This window comes from Bacillus cereus group sp. RP43 (assembly GCF_040459645.1).
GTDB lineage: Bacteria > Bacillota > Bacilli > Bacillales > Bacillaceae_G > Bacillus_A > Bacillus_A mycoides_C.
Map to the genome: position 1 here is coordinate 354,378 of NZ_JARVHQ010000002.1, position 16,748 is coordinate 371,125.

Genomic DNA, 16,748 nt, shown 5'->3' on the forward strand with positions numbered 1-16,748 from the left:
AAGAGAGCTTTCTATAAATATGTATATAGATAAAATGCTCCCTTTGTGCCCTAACCTAATAAGACCTTGCCTTTTGCAAGTTACTTACTTTACTCTCATACGCAGCTTGTACACTTTGACTATTAGATACTTCTGCAACACCTACATGCCACCATGAATCGTATCCATTTGTCATTGTTTTTGGTAATACTTTAATATCAATCAATGTAGAAACTGTTTGTTTTTTTGCATCTTTAAGTGCTTCCTGTAGTTGTTCTATCGATGTAACACGATACGTTTTTACGCCATATCCAGCCGCGCTAGCTGCAAAATCAATTTTCATAATAGCACCGTTTAACATACTAGTTTCTTGGTTCCGGTAGCGAAACTCTGTTCCAAGGCTCCTCATTCCGTTACCCATTTGTAAGTTATTAATACAACCAAATCCGGAGTTATCAAACAATAAAACGTTAATTTTTTTGTTTTCTTGAAGACTTGTTACGAGCTCAGAATGAAGCATTTGGTAACTGCCATCCCCTACCATTGCATATACTTCTTTCGATGGTTCAGCTAGCTTTGCACCAAGTGCACCTGCAACTTCATAGCCCATGCAAGAGTATCCATACTCCATGTGATATGTATTTGGTTTTCTTATTGCCCACATTCTTTGTAAATCACCTGGAAGACTTCCTGCCGCACCAACAATAATTGCATCTTCATCAAGTAATGTATTTATTTGTCCAATGACTGCAGTCTGTGTTAATTGTGTACCAAGTGCGTCTACATACTCATTTAAATTCTCATCGAAATGACCTTCGACTTCTGGCGTGAAATCCTGACCTGAAAATCGAATATTATGTAGACGTGCTAATTCTGTTTTCCAAGCCTCTTTTGCATCATCAATTTCTGATGTATAACTAGATTGATAATCAATTGTTTGTAGTTCATCTATTAGAGCAAGAAGCGCTTCTTTTGCATCTGCTATCATCTTCAACGCATCGAGCTTGTTCGCATGGAATTCTGAAATGTTAATATTTAAAAACTCAACCTCTTCATTCTGAAACAATTGCTTAGATGCCGTTGTAAAATCAGTAAATCTCGTCCCGATTCCAATAACAAGATCCGCTTCCTTTGCAATTGTATTAGCTGCTAAATTTCCAGTTACTCCGATGCCGCCAAGATTATATGGATGGCTGCTTTCAATCGCACTTTTCCCAGCTTGCGTTTCTCCAAATGGAATGCGGAATGCTTCAACAAACTGTTTCAGTTCCTCTGCTGCCTCTGCGTACCTTACACCACCACCACAAATCATAATTGGCTTTTTCTTTTTCTTAATCATTTCCACCGCATCCGCTAAACTGGCTTTTGTAGGTAGACGACGTTCAATACGATGAACACGCTTTTGGAAGAAGTAACTTGGAAAATCCCACGCTTCCCCTTGGACATCTTGTGGTAAACAAATTGTTACAGCTCCTGTATCTGCTGGATTCGTTAAAACACGCATGGCTTGAATCATAGCTGTCATCAATTGTTCAGGACGGTTCACCCGGTCCCAATACTTACTTACCGCACGAAAAGCATCATTCGTAGAAATAGATAAGTCATGTGTTTGTTCAATTTGTTGAAGAACAGGATCAGGTTGCCTCGTTGCAAATACATCACCTGGAAGTAGTAAAACGGGAATATTATTTGCAGAAGCAGTTGCAGCAGAGGTAATCATATTTGCTGATCCAGGACCAACAGAAGAAGTACATGCCATAATTTGTTTTCTATGTTTTTGTTTTGCAAAGGCCATCGCAGCATTTGCCATCCCTTGTTCATTTCTCCCTTGATATACTTCTAATTCCCCTGCATCTTCTTCTAAAGCTTGACCTAGGCCTACTACATTTCCATGACCAAAAATCGTAAAGATTCCCTTAATAAATTTTTGTTGTTCTCCATCAAACTCTACGTATTGCTGATTCAAAAATTTCACCAAAGCTTGTGCCGTCGTCATTCTAACAGTTTGCATATTGTTTGCTCCTTTCTATCTCTATCATTCATTCTGCATATGAAAAAGGAGTATTAGGAATTTGATAGACTCCTAATACTTCCTTCTTATGTTTTACTACTTTCGTTACTTTCGCTTACGAACAACTAGAGAGATTCTACTTCTCTCTTAATGATTACTTTTCCCAGCGAGATGTAAGCATTTTCTTTCTAGTATAAAACTCAACGCCGTCCGTACCATTCGCATGAAGATCACCATAGAAAGAATCTTTCCAGCCAGAGAACGGGAAGAATGCCATTGGTGCTGGTACCCCAACATTGACACCTAACATACCTGATTCAATTGTTTCACGGAATTGACGTACACCTGCTCCGCTATCTGTATAAATACAAGCTCCATTTGCAAAGCGAGACTCATTCGCAATTTCAATTGCTTCATCTAATGATTTCACACGAACAATGGATAAAACAGGAGCAAAAATCTCATCTTGCCAGATTTTCATTTCTTTTGTAACATGGTCAAAAATTGTTGGGCCAACGAAGTAACCAGCTCCTTTTACAGCTGTATCTTCGCGTCCATCACGAACTAATGTAGCGCCCTGTTCTACACCTGAATCGATGTAACCAATTGTGCGCTCTTTATGGTTATCACGAATAACTGGTCCTAAAAATACATCTTTGTCAAGACCATTTCCGATCACAATTTTGTTTGCTTCTTCTACTAGTCTTTCAACTAATTGATCTGCAATTTCTTCTTCTACTGTAACAACAGAAGCAGCCATACAACGCTCACCAGCTGAACCGAACGCAGCACTAATAATTTGCTTTGTTGCTAGTTCAAGATTCGCATCATTTAATACAATGGAATGGTTTTTCGCACCCGCTAATGCTTGAACACGTTTTAAGTTTTCTGTTCCTTTTTTGTAAACGTATTCTGCGACAGGTTGAGAACCTACAAATGAAATTGCCTTCACTAATTTATGTTCCAGAAGACCGTTTACTACATCGTGAGCGCCATTTACGATATTTAATACACCTTTTGGTAAGCCTGCTTCTTCAGCTAATTCTGCTAATCTTGCTGCTAGAAGAGGTGTACGCTCTGAAGGTTTTAACACAAATGTATTACCGCAAGCAATCGCAAGTGGGAACATCCAGCATGGAACCATCATTGGGAAATTAAAAGGTGTAATCCCGCCTATAACACCAATTGGGTAACGATACATACCAGACTCAATACCTGTCGCAATATCAGGAAGCTGTTTTCCCATCATTAATGTAGGTGCACCTGCAGCAAATTCCACGCACTCAATACCACGAAGAACTTCACCGTAGGCTTCGTTATAGCTTTTTCCATTTTCAATCGTAATAAGTTTCGCTAACTCTTCCCAGTTCTCTACTAGTAATTGTTGATATTTAAATAGAATACGAGCACGTTTTGGCACAGCTGTTTTGGACCAAGATTTGAACGCTTCATTTGCTGCTAGTACGGCTAGTTCAACATCTACTTTTGTTGAAAGCGGTACTTGAGCGATTACTTCCCCCGTTGCAGGATTATATACGGCTTCGATCTTCGTTGAAGAGGATTCTACCCATTCGCCGCCAATGTAGTTTTTTACAATTTGTGCTGTTTGTACTATCATATTCATTCTCTCCCTTTTATGTAATGTAGAAGCGTACATAAAATACGCTCTTACTTGATTACTCATTTATGATGTTTCTATACAATTTCCTCAGCCGTTTCCATGAATGCAGAAATCTCTGTCCTTGTTGGCATTGCATCCGAACAGCTATGTTTAGAAATAACGATAGAAGCAGAAGCGCCACCTAATCGCATCGCTTGAGGAATCTCAAGCCCTTGCATTAGGCCATAAATAAACGCAGAAGCATACGAGTCACCAGCGCCAAACGTCTTTAATACCTTTGTTTTAAAGATACCGCCTCGGTGTGATTGACCGTCTCTCGTATAAGCGATTGAACCATCCCCGCCGTGCTTAATTACGACGATTTTCGCATGATGAGAAAACCATCTTTCAGCCGTAACTTGGTCATTAGTTTGTTCATAGTTTAATAGTTTTTCCATCATATCGAACTCTTCACGCGTTCCAATAATGACATCAGATTTTTCAGCCGCTAGATTGTAATACACAGCCGTTTCAGCTTCTGACTGCCATGTATACGGGCGGTAATCAACATCAAAAAATACGACTACATCATGCTTACGCGCATATTCTAGCGCTAAAAATACCGCCTCGCGAGAAGGACTTTTCGCTAAAGCTGTTCCTGAAATTAAGAGAGCTTTTGATTGTTTAATATAGTCCTCAGAAACTTCTGTTGGATCAAGATTTAAATCTGCGACATTGTCGCGGTACATTAAAATACTGCAATCTTCAGGGCTTTTAATTTCTGTGAAAGCTAAACCTGTCACTGCACCAGTGCAATCAATACATATCTGATCCGTATTAATATTGTTATCCTTTAAGTATCCTGTAATAAAGCGGCCCATTTGATCATCGGACACTTTACCGATAAATCCTGTTTGTAAGCCAAGACGCGCCGCACCAATCGCAATATTCGCAGGAGATCCCCCCACATACTTAGTAAATGTTCTTGTTTCTTCCATAGGACGTTGTGTTTCATTGGCATTTAAATCAACGCATAAACGTCCAACTGCAATTAGATCTAATGGACAATCTTCTTTAAAAATAAGTGGATTCATTGTTACTACCTCCCGTGCTTTATGTAAAGGTAAATGATATGGTTCAGAAATTTTTATAACCATACGATTCACTGCTCTTTAAATTTCTAGAAGTAAGCGCTCTCTTTATTGATTTAATGCAGGCTGTTTATGTTCAATTTGAACAGGTTTTCCTGTTAGTAAAGATTCCTTCGCAGCTTTCGCAATTCGTTCTGCTTGTAGCCCATCATTACCACTGCAAATAACAGCTTGTCCTTCTATAATTGACTTTGTAAATTGTGTTACTTCTTCAATGTAAGCCTGTGTATAGCGCTCTAAGAAGAAATAAAGCGGCTTATCTTTTACAACACCTTCTGTTTTTGACACTTGCACAGTTGTTGGGCAACAATTATCAGCAGCGACCGCTCCTTTTTCACCAAACACCTCAAGACGCTGGTCATATCCATAAACAGCTTGGCGGCTATTATCAATTACCCCTAAAGCTCCATTCGCAAATTTCAATGTGACAATTGCTGTATCAACATCATTTACTTCCTGAATGGATGGATCAATTAATGTTGTACCATATGCAAATACTTCAACAACTTCACTATTCATCACATACCTAGCCATATCAAAATCATGAATCATCATATCCATAAACAATCCACCTGAAGAACGAACATATTCTATACTTGGCGGTTGTGGATCTCTAGACGTAATTTTTAAAATATGTGGGTGTCCCACTTCTCCTTGTTGAATAAGATCATAGACTTTTCTGAAGTTAGGATCGAAACGGCGGTTAAAACCTACTTGAAGAGATACTCCTTGTTCTTTTACTACTTCTAATGCATCTAATGTTTCTTCTACCGAGAAACTAACTGGCTTTTCGCAGAAAATATGTTTTTTCGCAAGAGCCGCTTCTTTAATAATTTGCGCATGTGTATTTGTTGGTGAACATATAAAGACAGCATCAATTTCTGGATCTGCTAATAAATCCTGATAGTTAGTTGTCAGAGTGGAAATCCCTTTATCCTCAGCCCACTTTTCTAAATGACTAATCACTACATCTGAAACCGCTTTAATTTTTACTTGTGGCATAAGCTGCAAATTATCAACATGCAGTTTCCCAATTCGTCCAGCACCAATAATCCCAATCGTTACAACATTCATATGATTTCTCCCTCTTTATTTAAATTTAAGAAACAAAATGGAAGTCTATAAGGTTTAGCACATCAAATTTAGTTAAGCGCTTTCCCTATTTTTCTTCATTATACACACTTGATTCTAAATTGAAAACATTTTTATTTTTTTGAATACTTTTCTTTTCATCCGAATTTCAAATTTCATAAGTAAACGTACTACATCCATATACAAAGTAATAATTAGAAACAAATAATCAAAAATCTACAAATATATTCTTTTAAAATACTGATATAACAAAGAAAATTGAACTTTATATATAATAATATCCTATTCTTACGTTATTTATTTCTATTCATGCTCACGATTATTTTAGTGTCCAATACGTAAATAGATTGCACCCTATGAAAGAAAGTTGTAAATTGTCAAAAAATTTCATTGACGACCTCATAATGTAAGCGTATACTTTTTTTATCAAAAAGAATTAAGCGCTTAACCAAAAAAATATCGGTGGTGGGAGAATGAACGCAATTGGTTCAAACAAAACATTTATGGACAAGATTGGTATCCCTTCTAATTTAACTTGGGGATACATAGGGATTATTGTTTTTATGATTGGGGATGGTTTAGAACAAGGATGGTTATCCCCTTATCTCGTTGAGAATGGCTTAACGCTAGAACACGCTGCTTTTCTGTTTACTATTTACGGAATTACTGTATCTGCTTCTTCCTGGTTTTCGGGGGTATTTGTACAAATGTGGGGACCAAGAAAAGTAATGACGTTTGGTTTAATATCATTCATTTTAGGTTCCATTGGATTCATCGGTATAGGAATTCAACATATGAATTATCCCGTAATATTACTTTGCTACGCTCTACGAGGATTTGGTTATCCCTTATTTGCTTATTCTTTCCTAGTTTGGGTAACTTACAGTACTCCTCAGCAAATGCTTTCAAGAGCAGTCGGATGGTTCTGGTTCGTATTCCAGCTTGGCTTAAGTGTTATAGGGGCCTTTTATTCTAGCTATATGGTTCCTAAAATCGGGGAAATCGCTACTTTATGGAGTGCTTTAATTTTTGTTGTCGTCGGGGGACTATTCTCAATTGTTGTAAATAAGGACAAATTTAAGGCACAACCCGTAAGCGCTAACAAATCAAGTGAATTACTAAAAGGCATAACCATCGCATTTGAAAATCCCAAAGTTGGTATAGGTGGTATTGTTAAAATTATAAACTCGGCCGCTCAGTTTGGATTTGTTGTTTTCCTGCCTACCTATATGATGAAATATAATTTTACGATGACTGAATGGCTTCAAATTTGGGGTACTCTCTTCTTTGTAAATATGGTGTTTAATATTATTTTTGGTATTGTTGGAGACAAGTTTGGCTGGGTAAATACGATTAAATGGTTCGGAGGAGTGGGTTGCGGAATTGTAACCCTTGCACTCTATTATGTACCACAAATGGTAGGACATAATTATTGGGCTATATTATTTGTTGCATGTTGCTACGGAGCAACACTTGCCGGTTATGTACCTCTTACAGCTTTAGTACCATCTTTAGCTCCTGAAAATAAAGGAGCTGCAATGTCTGTCTTAAATTTAGGTTCAGGATTATCAGCATTCGTTGGTCCATTAGTAGTAACAGCTTTCATCGGTCCATTAGGTGTTGGCGGCGTAATGTGGATCTTTGCTGGTTTGTACTTCTTTGGTGCATTTTTAACTCATTTCCTTACTATTCCAAAGGAAAATGAGATGAAGCAGGATTTAAATACTAAAAGCGGTGAGCAATTCTCAATATAAATTTCAATAAAAAAGAAGGTCATCATAACTGCACATAGTTACGATGACCTTCTTTTTTGTTATATTCAAGTAAGCTACAAAAATTATCATGTAATGTCCTTTACTGAGGATCGCTCTACTAATTGAGGAATAATTGTAATCTTTTGCTTAGCATGCGCCTTCATTTCCATCGTTTTTAAGAGTTGTTCAAACGTACAGTCTGCCATTTGTTTAATTGGCTGTTCAATCGTTGTTAACCCTGGATCTGCAATCTCAGCGTAGATTGTATTATCAAATCCGATAATTGATAAATCTTCCGGAATCGAAAGTCCTTGTTTTCTTGCTTCATTCATAAGGCATATCGCAATTAAATCTGTACAAGCAAAAACCGCAGTAGGCCTATTAGGCAAACTAAGTAATTCTTTACTTGCACGTTTGCTATCTTCCACTGTCGAATAGCAACTAATGATAGCATCATCATCTAACGAAACCCCTGAATCCGTAAGAGCTTGTTTAAAACCATTCAGCCTCCCTAAGCTACTTTTTCTATCCTTCTCCATCATAATCATTAAAGATGTATGGCCTTTCTGCATCAGATAATTCCCAGCTAAATAGCCTCCCCTCATATCATCAGTTGTCACAACATGAGTCGTGATGGACGGATGATCTACAGTGAATAAAACAAGCGGCAAATCTCGATTCACGATTTTTTTAACTAGTTTATAATCATTTAGCTCCGTTGCAATAATAATGCCATCAACTTGCTTTTTAAATAATAAATCAATATATTCGTGCTCACGTTTTGTTTGATGATCTGTACTACATAAAATAAGTGTATACCCTGATTCTCGTGCACTATTTTCAAAAGCTCTTGCTACTTCTGCAAAAAATGGGTTTGAGATATCTGGGACAAGTACCCCAATCGTATATGTTTTTTTACCTGTTAACGCTGCTGCTACACTACTTGGCTGGTAATCTAATTCATCCATTACCTGATTTACTTTGTTTATTGTTTTTTCACTAATACGACCTGTTTGATTAATTACCTTGGATACAGTTGCTATTGATACACCTGCTTTTTCAGCAACATCATAAATTGTTGGTTTCACTTTGATTATCCCTTCTTAATCATCTTTTTCTATATTTTATCATAAATATATTTTGCTTCTTGGTATACAAAAGGAAATCTTTTAAAATTTGTAAGTACTTCTATCTTCAGGCGTAGTTCCTCTCATTTACATAACAACTTGTTCCAAGTGGATATTTTAACTGATAAACATGCCTCTGTATGAAAGGTTTTTACGAGTAGCATGCTTCGATGAAAATAGAAAAAAGGACCATATTCCGTTCCTTTTCTCTATTTATATATTATCAATTCAAAATCCTTTAGCCTACTCTTTCTCGCTTTAGGCTGACGCTTTCTTGTTAGTTTATTAGGCATGGAGCCTTTTTCTCTTATCCTATATTTCTTATCTCTGAACCTGTCTATTTCTACAAATCACATATTCTGGACACATTTATGAATTGGCTTTACAAATAAAAAAGAATAAGAAGATCCATACGTGTAAACACTTAAGAATCTTCTTATTCCTCCATTGACACTCTTTACTATAGTTGTCTTATAACCTTTTATTATATAATCCCCTTTTTCATTAAACTTACATCGCTGTTATCTCCGATGATGACATGATCTAAAAGGCGTATGCCAATAATGTCTCCACATTCTTTTAATCTTCTGGTCACTTCAACATCTTCATGAGATTCTACACTACTGCCGCTGGGATGGTTATGAAAACACAGAATTGAAGTTGCATTGTTTAAGATTTCTGTGCGGAAGGTCTCGCGCGGGTGAACAAGCGATGAATCAACAGTTCCTTCGAACACAATGCTACAGCCAATAATTTCATTCTTTATATTTAAGTTAAATACACCAAAAATTTCACTTGGTCTTGATTCTACATCAAATATAATCTGTGCAAAACGTACAGCATCCGCTGGACAAGTAATTTTCTTTTTCTCAATATCATAAATACGATTACTGTCTTTTACCAACTTTACAGATTGAACCATAATTTTCTTACCCATGCCCTTCTCCTTTCGAAATAAAAAGACGAGACTGCTTCTCTCACCTTTTTTCATCTTCTTTTATATTTTGAATTTCAAAATTCTTACTTCTTTATTACATTTCTTAAAAAGTTAAGACATCCTATCACTCCCTTGTTAGTTCAATACTTGTCCTATTCCTAAAACACAAAAAACCTCCCAGGAATACATTCGTATTACAAATTAGCGTATATGTTTTATACACTTTCTTGTAATGAATCGTAAACCCGAAAGGTTTGTGGTTATTTAGGAATGATTAAAAAGGAAATGTTTTCTTAGGTCTATTATATAACTTAATTAGCATTCTTTCCATTCTAAAATTTCGAACATTAAACTCTTTTTATTTTGAAAGAAAACTCTTGGTTTTAAACTTAAAAACACCCACATTCAATTAAGTGCCTTTGCTAAATCATTTAAATTTTTCTTAAATAATTTCTTTCAATAGATTAATTACAAAATCTATAAGCACTTACGAATTATTATCTTTAATAAATTTATAAATTTTCTCACATAGCTTTATAGCTTCAGAAGATAAATCCTCTATGCTATTAATTTTAGATATTGCCTTCTTACAGAATGATTGCTTTTCGTTTATCGTCCCAGGGCCATAACTATAACTTCCTTTCCTGTTCTTTTTAGGCAATTTGTCCTCTATAAATTCCCCTAAGTATTCGTTTCGATAATTTTCTTCAGTGAATACCTTCTTAAATTCTAAGTCCAATTCCTCTTCTTCAACTTTTTCATAATCAGCAATTACTTTTAATAAAACCTGCTTTGATAATATATTCTCTATCTCTCTACACTCCAAACAATAGAATCGGTCTTTCAACTTTTCACGTAGCTTTTCTTGCCTTGGTAACTTCCCTTCGCTATCTTTATCCGATATTAAAAACAGCCGACTACAAAGTCTATCAACATTTATTGAGCTATAACTAGACTCAACATCTGATCCTTCTTCATCTAAAAAAGACCAATGCGTGATGTTATTACCACTATACTCTACAAAGGAATAATGAAAATCCTCCTTAAATTCCAAGCCTTTGTTCAAAGAGTTAATATATACTTTGAGAAAATGCCTTAAATAATATCTATCTGTAATTCCCTCGACCCATATTGTACAGTTAGAAAGAAAGACCGAAGAATTCCGTACACCGAGTATTTCTAGTACATTATTATCTTCATTACTAACATTCTCAACAATGAATTTTGCCTCCTTCTCTTTTTTTTGTGAATTCTCTAGTTCTTTACTAAATAAATATATGGAAATCCGATCAATATCCAATGTCAAATCCAGAAAGTGATTAGAATGCGTAGTTATAAAATATTGAACGGAACTATTACTTTCATTCGCCATGGCCTCCAACAATTTTCTTTGTAGACCCGGATGTAAAAATAATTCAGGTTCTTCAATAAACATTAATAATTTTTCATCTTTATATTTGAATATCGGGAAGGTCATTATAATAATTGACTGTATACCGTCTCCTACCATATGAATAGGGTACTCTTTCTCTTCCCCTATTTTTACAAATAAAACCTTAGAATCTTTTTTGGGAACAAGGGTTACCCGTTGACCATCAAAAAATGTACTTCCTAAAAACTTTTGAAAATCAGCAATCTTTTCCCTTTCTTCAAAACTACCTAGTAATAGATCCCTCACCTCTTCATATAAATTCAGGCCAGTAAAAATGTCTATTTGTTCTTTCTCTTCAAAATAGTCTTCTTTTGTTCTTTTAAAATATAAATCATCGTTCTTTTCTAATATTCTTAGTCCACGCAGTGTAGGGATATACACTTTTTTAAAAATAAAATTTTCTGGTATTGGATAACCTAATTTCTCTTTAATCTCCTCTGCCAATTTTTTTAACTCATTATTTATACTTGTATAGTCAAATTCATTAACAATTTTCTTATCATCTATGATATAAGAATCTCCAACCTTCTCACTTATAATCCTTCCTTGATTATAAGATTTTATTAAATCATCTATCATATAATAAAATTTAGGAATATGCTCTTGTCCTTCAGTTATATAAGATAAATCTTCAAACTCTTTAGTATCGGAAAGTATATCTTTATAATCAAGAATATCTCTCGAGTTTATAATAACTTCTGCTCTTTGTTTAAATTCATCTTTATAATGCTTAATTTTTTCTAAATCAATATTATTTATTTTAAATAATAAAGGCTTCTCAATAAATAAATTTCTTAACATCTTGCTCTTTCCAGAATTATTTGATCCTACAAAGATATTTATTTTTGATAAATTAGAAATTCCATTACTATCTTCATCAAAACTATAAATGTAATATTTCTTATCATATAAAATGATATCTCTTATATAATCGCTCATAACTGCCTCCAATAGGATATATCACCTGATGTAGAACATCTTTATTATTTATGTAACTCTCATTAATTTAAAGTTACTTCTCCTAATTCTCCATATCAAATTGAGTATTTAAAGAAACATGATTACCCTTTATAATTCCATTTAATTCTCGCACAGTCTCGGAAAATTCATCAATTCTTATCGTGCACATTTCGATAGTTTTTTCAGTATCGATAACTTCCCACACAGGATGAACAGCTTCTACCTCCTGCTTCGGGTACAGCAATATACACCTTTTAACTTCCTTATAAGACGTGACATACGCATACATTTGATAAATGTCACTCTGTACATAACTACTTCTTCCATTATTTGTTGCACCTTTCCACTTTGTATCCATGATTATCATATTATCAATCACAAAATCTGGTTTTAATAAAATATTTTGGCGTCCACTCTTCTTGTTACGTAATAGCCTCTTCTCTGCATGCTGACTGATTATTTTATTATTACCAAAAGCCTCTTGTAGTGCTACTTCAATATATTTTTCAAACAACATATTCATTTGAAATAAGAAAGAGAACGATGACGCTCCTCGTCCTTTACTATAAATCGTTGCCCGCTCAACAATTAGCTTAGCAAATAAAGCAGCTTGACGAAAACGTTCATTCTGTCGGTTAAATGTAATGCTCTTTAATTCCTTTTCTGTGAAATGCACTAAATCCACAGGTTCTAAGTAGCCTAAACAGCGCTCAAGATAAAGTTTTAAAGTATGTATTTTTGTATGCTTTTTTACAATGAGCAATGCACATTTAAATAGCTGGTTTAAAGAGTTATTTTCCGTATATTCATCAAATGCACAATATGCTTTTGTTTTTTGAAATACATTCTTATACATGTGTTTACTAAACTCGAGTTTGCCACGCAGTGTATTTAAATTTTCTTCATGACATTCGTATGTTTTATAAGTCCCTTTTCTGAGTTCATTCAGCAAACGGGTAAGAAATGTAGCAAGAAATGCCGTAAGCAGTTCCCCTCTATCTTCACCATTTAGTACTTCCTCATAAAATGAAACCGGCAAAAAGCCTGTAATTGAAAGCATTCCTAGCAATTCCTTTCGATCGTCATTAGATGTGAGTTTTATTTTGGGAATAATTTCGTACCTCACATCAGAACATTGGATCACGCCAACATAATTAATAAAGCGAAGTCGTTTATACTTTTGATCAATCACCTGTTCATTTGGATATTTTTCTTCAATATACCGTATAAGCTCACCAAATTGTTCTGCTGTAACGTCGTTTTCAGTAATCCAGTCATATGCCTCACGCACTATAATTGTCTTATTCATAAATCGCTATTAGCTCTTGCGCTGTTAATTTTCGTTTTACTCGGTACAGTGCAGGAATATAAATAGATGGCTTTTGTTTAAACAGTTCATTTACATTAACTTCTTCTTTATAAACAATATATTGATCTTCCTTTGAGCTCCCGATTCCACCCAAAACAAGGCCGATTTTTTCCCAATCATCATAAAAATACTCTTGTAAAAGTGGAATGATTTTCGTTTGAAAAATAGCTATAACTTCATTATCAGTTTTCGCGTTTATAAAATACGCATGCCCAATCATATGATCGCGATCATACAGCACCTCAATCCGCTTATTAATAACAGAAAGCATTTCAGCAAGATCAATTTCATCACCAATCGATTCAAGAAGATCAGTATTTGGCATGATTTCTTCAAACACAAAGCGACGGCGTAACGCTGTATCAAGCAAAGCTATGGAGCGGTCAGCCGTATTCATTGTCCCAATTACATATAGATTGGGAGGTAACGTAAACTTCTCTTTTGAATAAGGTAGTTCAACAATCAATTCATTACTTTGTGTTAAACGCTTATCCTCTTCCAGTAACGTTAACAGCTCACCAAAAATTTTAGAAATATTACCTCGGTTCATTTCATCAATAATTACAACATGTTTTTTCACATTCGAATAATCAAAGGAACCGTTTTCCAGCAATACCTTTTGAATAATTGTCTTTTTCGATTCTCCCTCAACTTCAATTTTTTCTTCGCCTTCTACTGTATCTTCCATTTTTTCTAATATCCAATTTAGTACAGACCAATATCTCGTCTGATTACACCCGCCAATCGCCTCACGAACAAACATAATATTATTCTTCCAATCAATATCATGCTCCTGAACATAGCGATACAAACTTAGTAAACGATTCTTTGAAACTATTGAACTAGTTTTTACATCCTCACTCGTTACAACGATATTATTTTGCTCTGAAATGTATGAAATGAAATTTGTCGTTCCTGTTTTTGATTCGAATTGAATATTATTCTTCAAACCATTATCAACCAGATAATCATAAAGTTGCTCAAAACGAACTTCATTAGAAAAGTCCTGATTAGTGCTTTGAATTCCTTCATACATCGCTTCAAGGGCTGCTTTTTTCAAAATACCATCTGTTGGCACAAAGTTCCCTTTCCCATCAGATTTCAACCCTTCTATAAAATCTTCATATCCATAGGACTGATGGAACGTTACGAGATGAATTTGTCCTGCCTTAGTTAAACGTGAAAACTCTTGTTGTAATGCTTCTCGTCTATCTGCTTTCAGTTCCTCATATGTTCTTTTATCGATTAATTCAAGAGCACGTTCAACAATTTGATATGTTTTCCCAGTTCCAGGTGGACCGAAAAACACATGGTTTCTTGGATCTGTATCTAATACTCCACTAAATTCTTGAGGCGTATTGCTTGTTTCCTTCCCCTGCATAAATACTAAGTTAATGACATTTTTATTTTTCACTTCATTTAATGTACTACGATATCCTCCGTAACCTATGAACTCTCTCTCTTCAGTATTAATCCACTCAACAGGAAGTAGATGTCCGTACTCTTCAGAGAATTCATAACTATCAATAGTATCTTTGGTAATTTTTCCAACAGCACTAACTCGTAACACCGATCTTGTCTTCCCATCAATCTTACGAGTAAATGATGTTTTTAAAGCAACAAGGTCTCCTTCTTTCATTTTTAAAAATTGCTTTAATGCTTTTTGTCCAGCTGATGTTTCTTCTTTCTCATCAATGATATCCTCAATATTTTCTTCTTCTAAAAGAGGTGATAAATCCTCATGTAAAAATCCTATCGCTATGCAATTGTTCTTAAGCAAGTAATCTTGGATGGAGCGATCTTTTCCATATGTATGTCCAGCTAGCCAATAGTTTGTATTCTTATCTAGCGATTTATCCCGTTCGGAAAATGTATCCCAGATAAATCTTGAAATTTTTTCATTAGACCAATCAAAAAAAACATTTTCTTTCTTAATAGCATGTAACACTTCATGATTCAACTCAATTGCATTCTGAGGGGTAAGCAATTCATCTTTTATATGTAATTCCTTTCCAAGCTCAATCAAAATTGGTGGTGAATAAATATTAAAAAACTTCTCTGGAACATAAATATTTAAAATTTTTAGCAGCACCATATTATAAATTGATAAATTCAATTTAAGAATTTCAGAAATGCGGCCTTCCTTTGCAAGTCGAATTGCTTCACAAATCCCTTCATTTAAGACTCTAAATTCCTCTTGTAACTGTTCATCTTTTAATACCACTTTTTGTTTACCGTAACTTTTACAGTACTCACCATTTTTAGCAAGATAAATACCGAATTTAGCAGAATTGGCTCCGCCAATACCGCCTAAAATATTTTTTCGCTCGAGCCAGTAATTGAAACAATCTTTCGTTTTAGTATTGGCATATTCTTCTATGGTTAGATTTCTTAAGGATTCTAATGGAAAACGTTTTACGAATTCTTTGCGCCCTGATTCTTTTTCAGCAAGCAATGAAATATCGGGTTCAAATTGAGTAGCTTTTTGGGTCACGATTTGAAGCTTCATTTTGGAAGTTACCCCCATTTAATTTTATAGATTAATTATAGAATATGAGGAGAAAAGAAGGAAGTAATTGGGTGCAGATTATAAAATTGAAAAGAAGTTATATTGAACTCATTGTCAATTGAATGTTTGGGATTAATTTTTGGTTTTTTAACGCAATTTAACTAATGGTATAAACCATTCATTTTTTCTACCTATAAAGAGATGACGCATTATAAAAGTTTAATGAAGATATATTTAAATGTTAAAATACCTTCTGCATATTCAAAAAATCTTAAAAATCCTATAAAATAAATATATAGCTTGAAACATTATCCAAAAAATAAAAAGGAAGTGATTATGTATGAGAAGTACGATTTGAGCATGAGACTTTTATTGGTAATACCCACACATTTACGAGTTCTTCGAGCCTTTGTCTTTTAGAAGATGGAAAAACTGAGTTCCAAATGTGATTTTCTAAAAAGAGTGGAACGACATGGGCATACATATCCATTCTCATTCCTTTTCACTTATTGATTGTTTTAACTACATATACTTTAATATGTCTTACAGCTGTATGAGCATCATTACTATCATAGGACGCGTCTCCGATAACAAAATCGTAGTACATTCTTTATTACAAAGGGGAATTTGTATAACTTGTACCACAAAAATCGCGTAAATTTCCCTTCAGCATTTTGTAAATCATACAAGCTACTTCGAAAAGTAGTATCGTCAAAAACGGTAACACGCTCAAAAGGAATTATTAATACAACTAACTTATTAACAACATAATATACAAAACTTAAAATGGATTTATTGACAGGTTCATAAATTCTTAAATAACTAGA

General features: G+C 34.6%; 10 protein-coding genes. 1 reads left to right on the plus strand and 9 read right to left on the minus strand.

The genetic code is table 11. The features are described 5' to 3' along the window. Window positions 1–55: 55 nt before the first annotated feature. From iolD to iolG, 4 genes are all read right to left on the minus strand, one after another. Window positions 56–1,990, minus strand: a complete 1,935-nt coding sequence (gene iolD / locus QCI75_RS28460; protein WP_353761870.1) for a 3D-(3,5/4)-trihydroxycyclohexane-1,2-dione acylhydrolase (decyclizing) — start codon at window positions 1,988–1,990, stop codon at window positions 56–58. Between the two features lie 154 nt (window positions 1,991–2,144). Further along, entirely contained in the window at window positions 2,145–3,608 is a 1,464-nt protein-coding gene (locus QCI75_RS28465; protein WP_353761872.1) for a CoA-acylating methylmalonate-semialdehyde dehydrogenase, read from the minus strand. Window positions 3,609–3,685: 77 nt separating this feature from the next. Continuing rightward, window positions 3,686–4,684 carry a 5-dehydro-2-deoxygluconokinase gene (iolC, locus tag QCI75_RS28470; protein ID WP_353761874.1) on the minus strand — a complete coding sequence of 333 codons (999 nt, stop codon included), beginning with the start codon at window positions 4,682–4,684 and terminating at the stop codon, window positions 3,686–3,688. A 105-nt stretch (window positions 4,685–4,789) separates the two neighbouring features. After that, the gene (gene iolG, locus QCI75_RS28475; protein ID WP_001103665.1) at window positions 4,790–5,815 is read right to left on the minus strand and encodes an inositol 2-dehydrogenase; all 1,026 of its coding nucleotides are present in this window, start codon (window positions 5,813–5,815) and stop codon (window positions 4,790–4,792) included. A gap of 491 nt (window positions 5,816–6,306) precedes the next feature. Between iolG and QCI75_RS28480 the strand changes: the two genes are divergently transcribed. After that, a complete protein-coding gene (locus QCI75_RS28480) occupies window positions 6,307–7,587 on the plus strand; it encodes an MFS transporter (RefSeq protein ID WP_353761876.1) in 1,281 nt (426 codons plus the stop codon). A gap of 86 nt (window positions 7,588–7,673) precedes the next feature. Here QCI75_RS28480 and QCI75_RS28485 read toward each other — a convergent pair whose 3' ends face one another. From QCI75_RS28485 to QCI75_RS28505, 5 genes are all read right to left on the minus strand, one after another. Then, window positions 7,674–8,675 carry a LacI family DNA-binding transcriptional regulator gene (locus QCI75_RS28485; RefSeq protein WP_353761878.1) on the minus strand — a complete coding sequence of 334 codons (1,002 nt, stop codon included), beginning with the start codon at window positions 8,673–8,675 and terminating at the stop codon, window positions 7,674–7,676. 523 nt (window positions 8,676–9,198) lie between these two features. After that, window positions 9,199–9,651 (minus strand): JAB domain-containing protein, encoded by a 453-nt coding sequence (locus tag QCI75_RS28490; protein ID WP_353761880.1) that lies wholly within the window; start codon window positions 9,649–9,651, stop codon window positions 9,199–9,201. A 487-nt stretch (window positions 9,652–10,138) separates the two neighbouring features. Beyond that, the gene (locus QCI75_RS28495; protein ID WP_353761881.1) at window positions 10,139–12,022 is read right to left on the minus strand and encodes an AAA family ATPase; all 1,884 of its coding nucleotides are present in this window, start codon (window positions 12,020–12,022) and stop codon (window positions 10,139–10,141) included. A gap of 82 nt (window positions 12,023–12,104) precedes the next feature. After that, on the minus strand, window positions 12,105–13,352 hold the full coding sequence (locus QCI75_RS28500) for an McrC family protein (RefSeq protein WP_353761882.1): 1,248 nt from the start codon (window positions 13,350–13,352) through the stop codon (window positions 12,105–12,107). Beyond that, window positions 13,345–15,921: an McrB family protein gene (locus QCI75_RS28505; protein ID WP_353761883.1), complete on the minus strand. Its 2,577-nt coding sequence runs from the start codon at window positions 15,919–15,921 to the stop codon at window positions 13,345–13,347. The genes QCI75_RS28500 and QCI75_RS28505 overlap by 8 nt, the downstream gene beginning before the upstream one ends. Between the last annotated feature and the right edge of the window lie 827 nt (window positions 15,922–16,748).

Bases quoted from the DNA above. Each gene is read 5' to 3' on its own strand.
- iolC (WP_353761874.1), bottom strand. From the start codon at position 4,684: ATGAATCCACTTATTTTTAAAGAAGATTGTCCATTAGATCTAATTGCA.
- iolG (WP_001103665.1), bottom strand. From the start codon at position 5,815: ATGAATGTTGTAACGATTGGGATTATTGGTGCTGGACGAATTGGGAAA.
- QCI75_RS28500 (WP_353761882.1), bottom strand. From the start codon at position 13,352: ATGAATAAGACAATTATAGTGCGTGAGGCATATGACTGGATTACTGAA.
- QCI75_RS28480 (WP_353761876.1), top strand. From the start codon at position 6,307: ATGAACGCAATTGGTTCAAACAAAACATTTATGGACAAGATTGGTATC.
- QCI75_RS28505 (WP_353761883.1), bottom strand. From the start codon at position 15,921: ATGAAGCTTCAAATCGTGACCCAAAAAGCTACTCAATTTGAACCCGAT.
- QCI75_RS28490 (WP_353761880.1), bottom strand. From the start codon at position 9,651: ATGGGTAAGAAAATTATGGTTCAATCTGTAAAGTTGGTAAAAGACAGT.
- QCI75_RS28465 (WP_353761872.1), bottom strand. From the start codon at position 3,608: ATGATAGTACAAACAGCACAAATTGTAAAAAACTACATTGGCGGCGAA.
- QCI75_RS28495 (WP_353761881.1), bottom strand. From the start codon at position 12,022: ATGAGCGATTATATAAGAGATATCATTTTATATGATAAGAAATATTAC.
- iolD (WP_353761870.1), bottom strand. From the start codon at position 1,990: ATGCAAACTGTTAGAATGACGACGGCACAAGCTTTGGTGAAATTTTTG.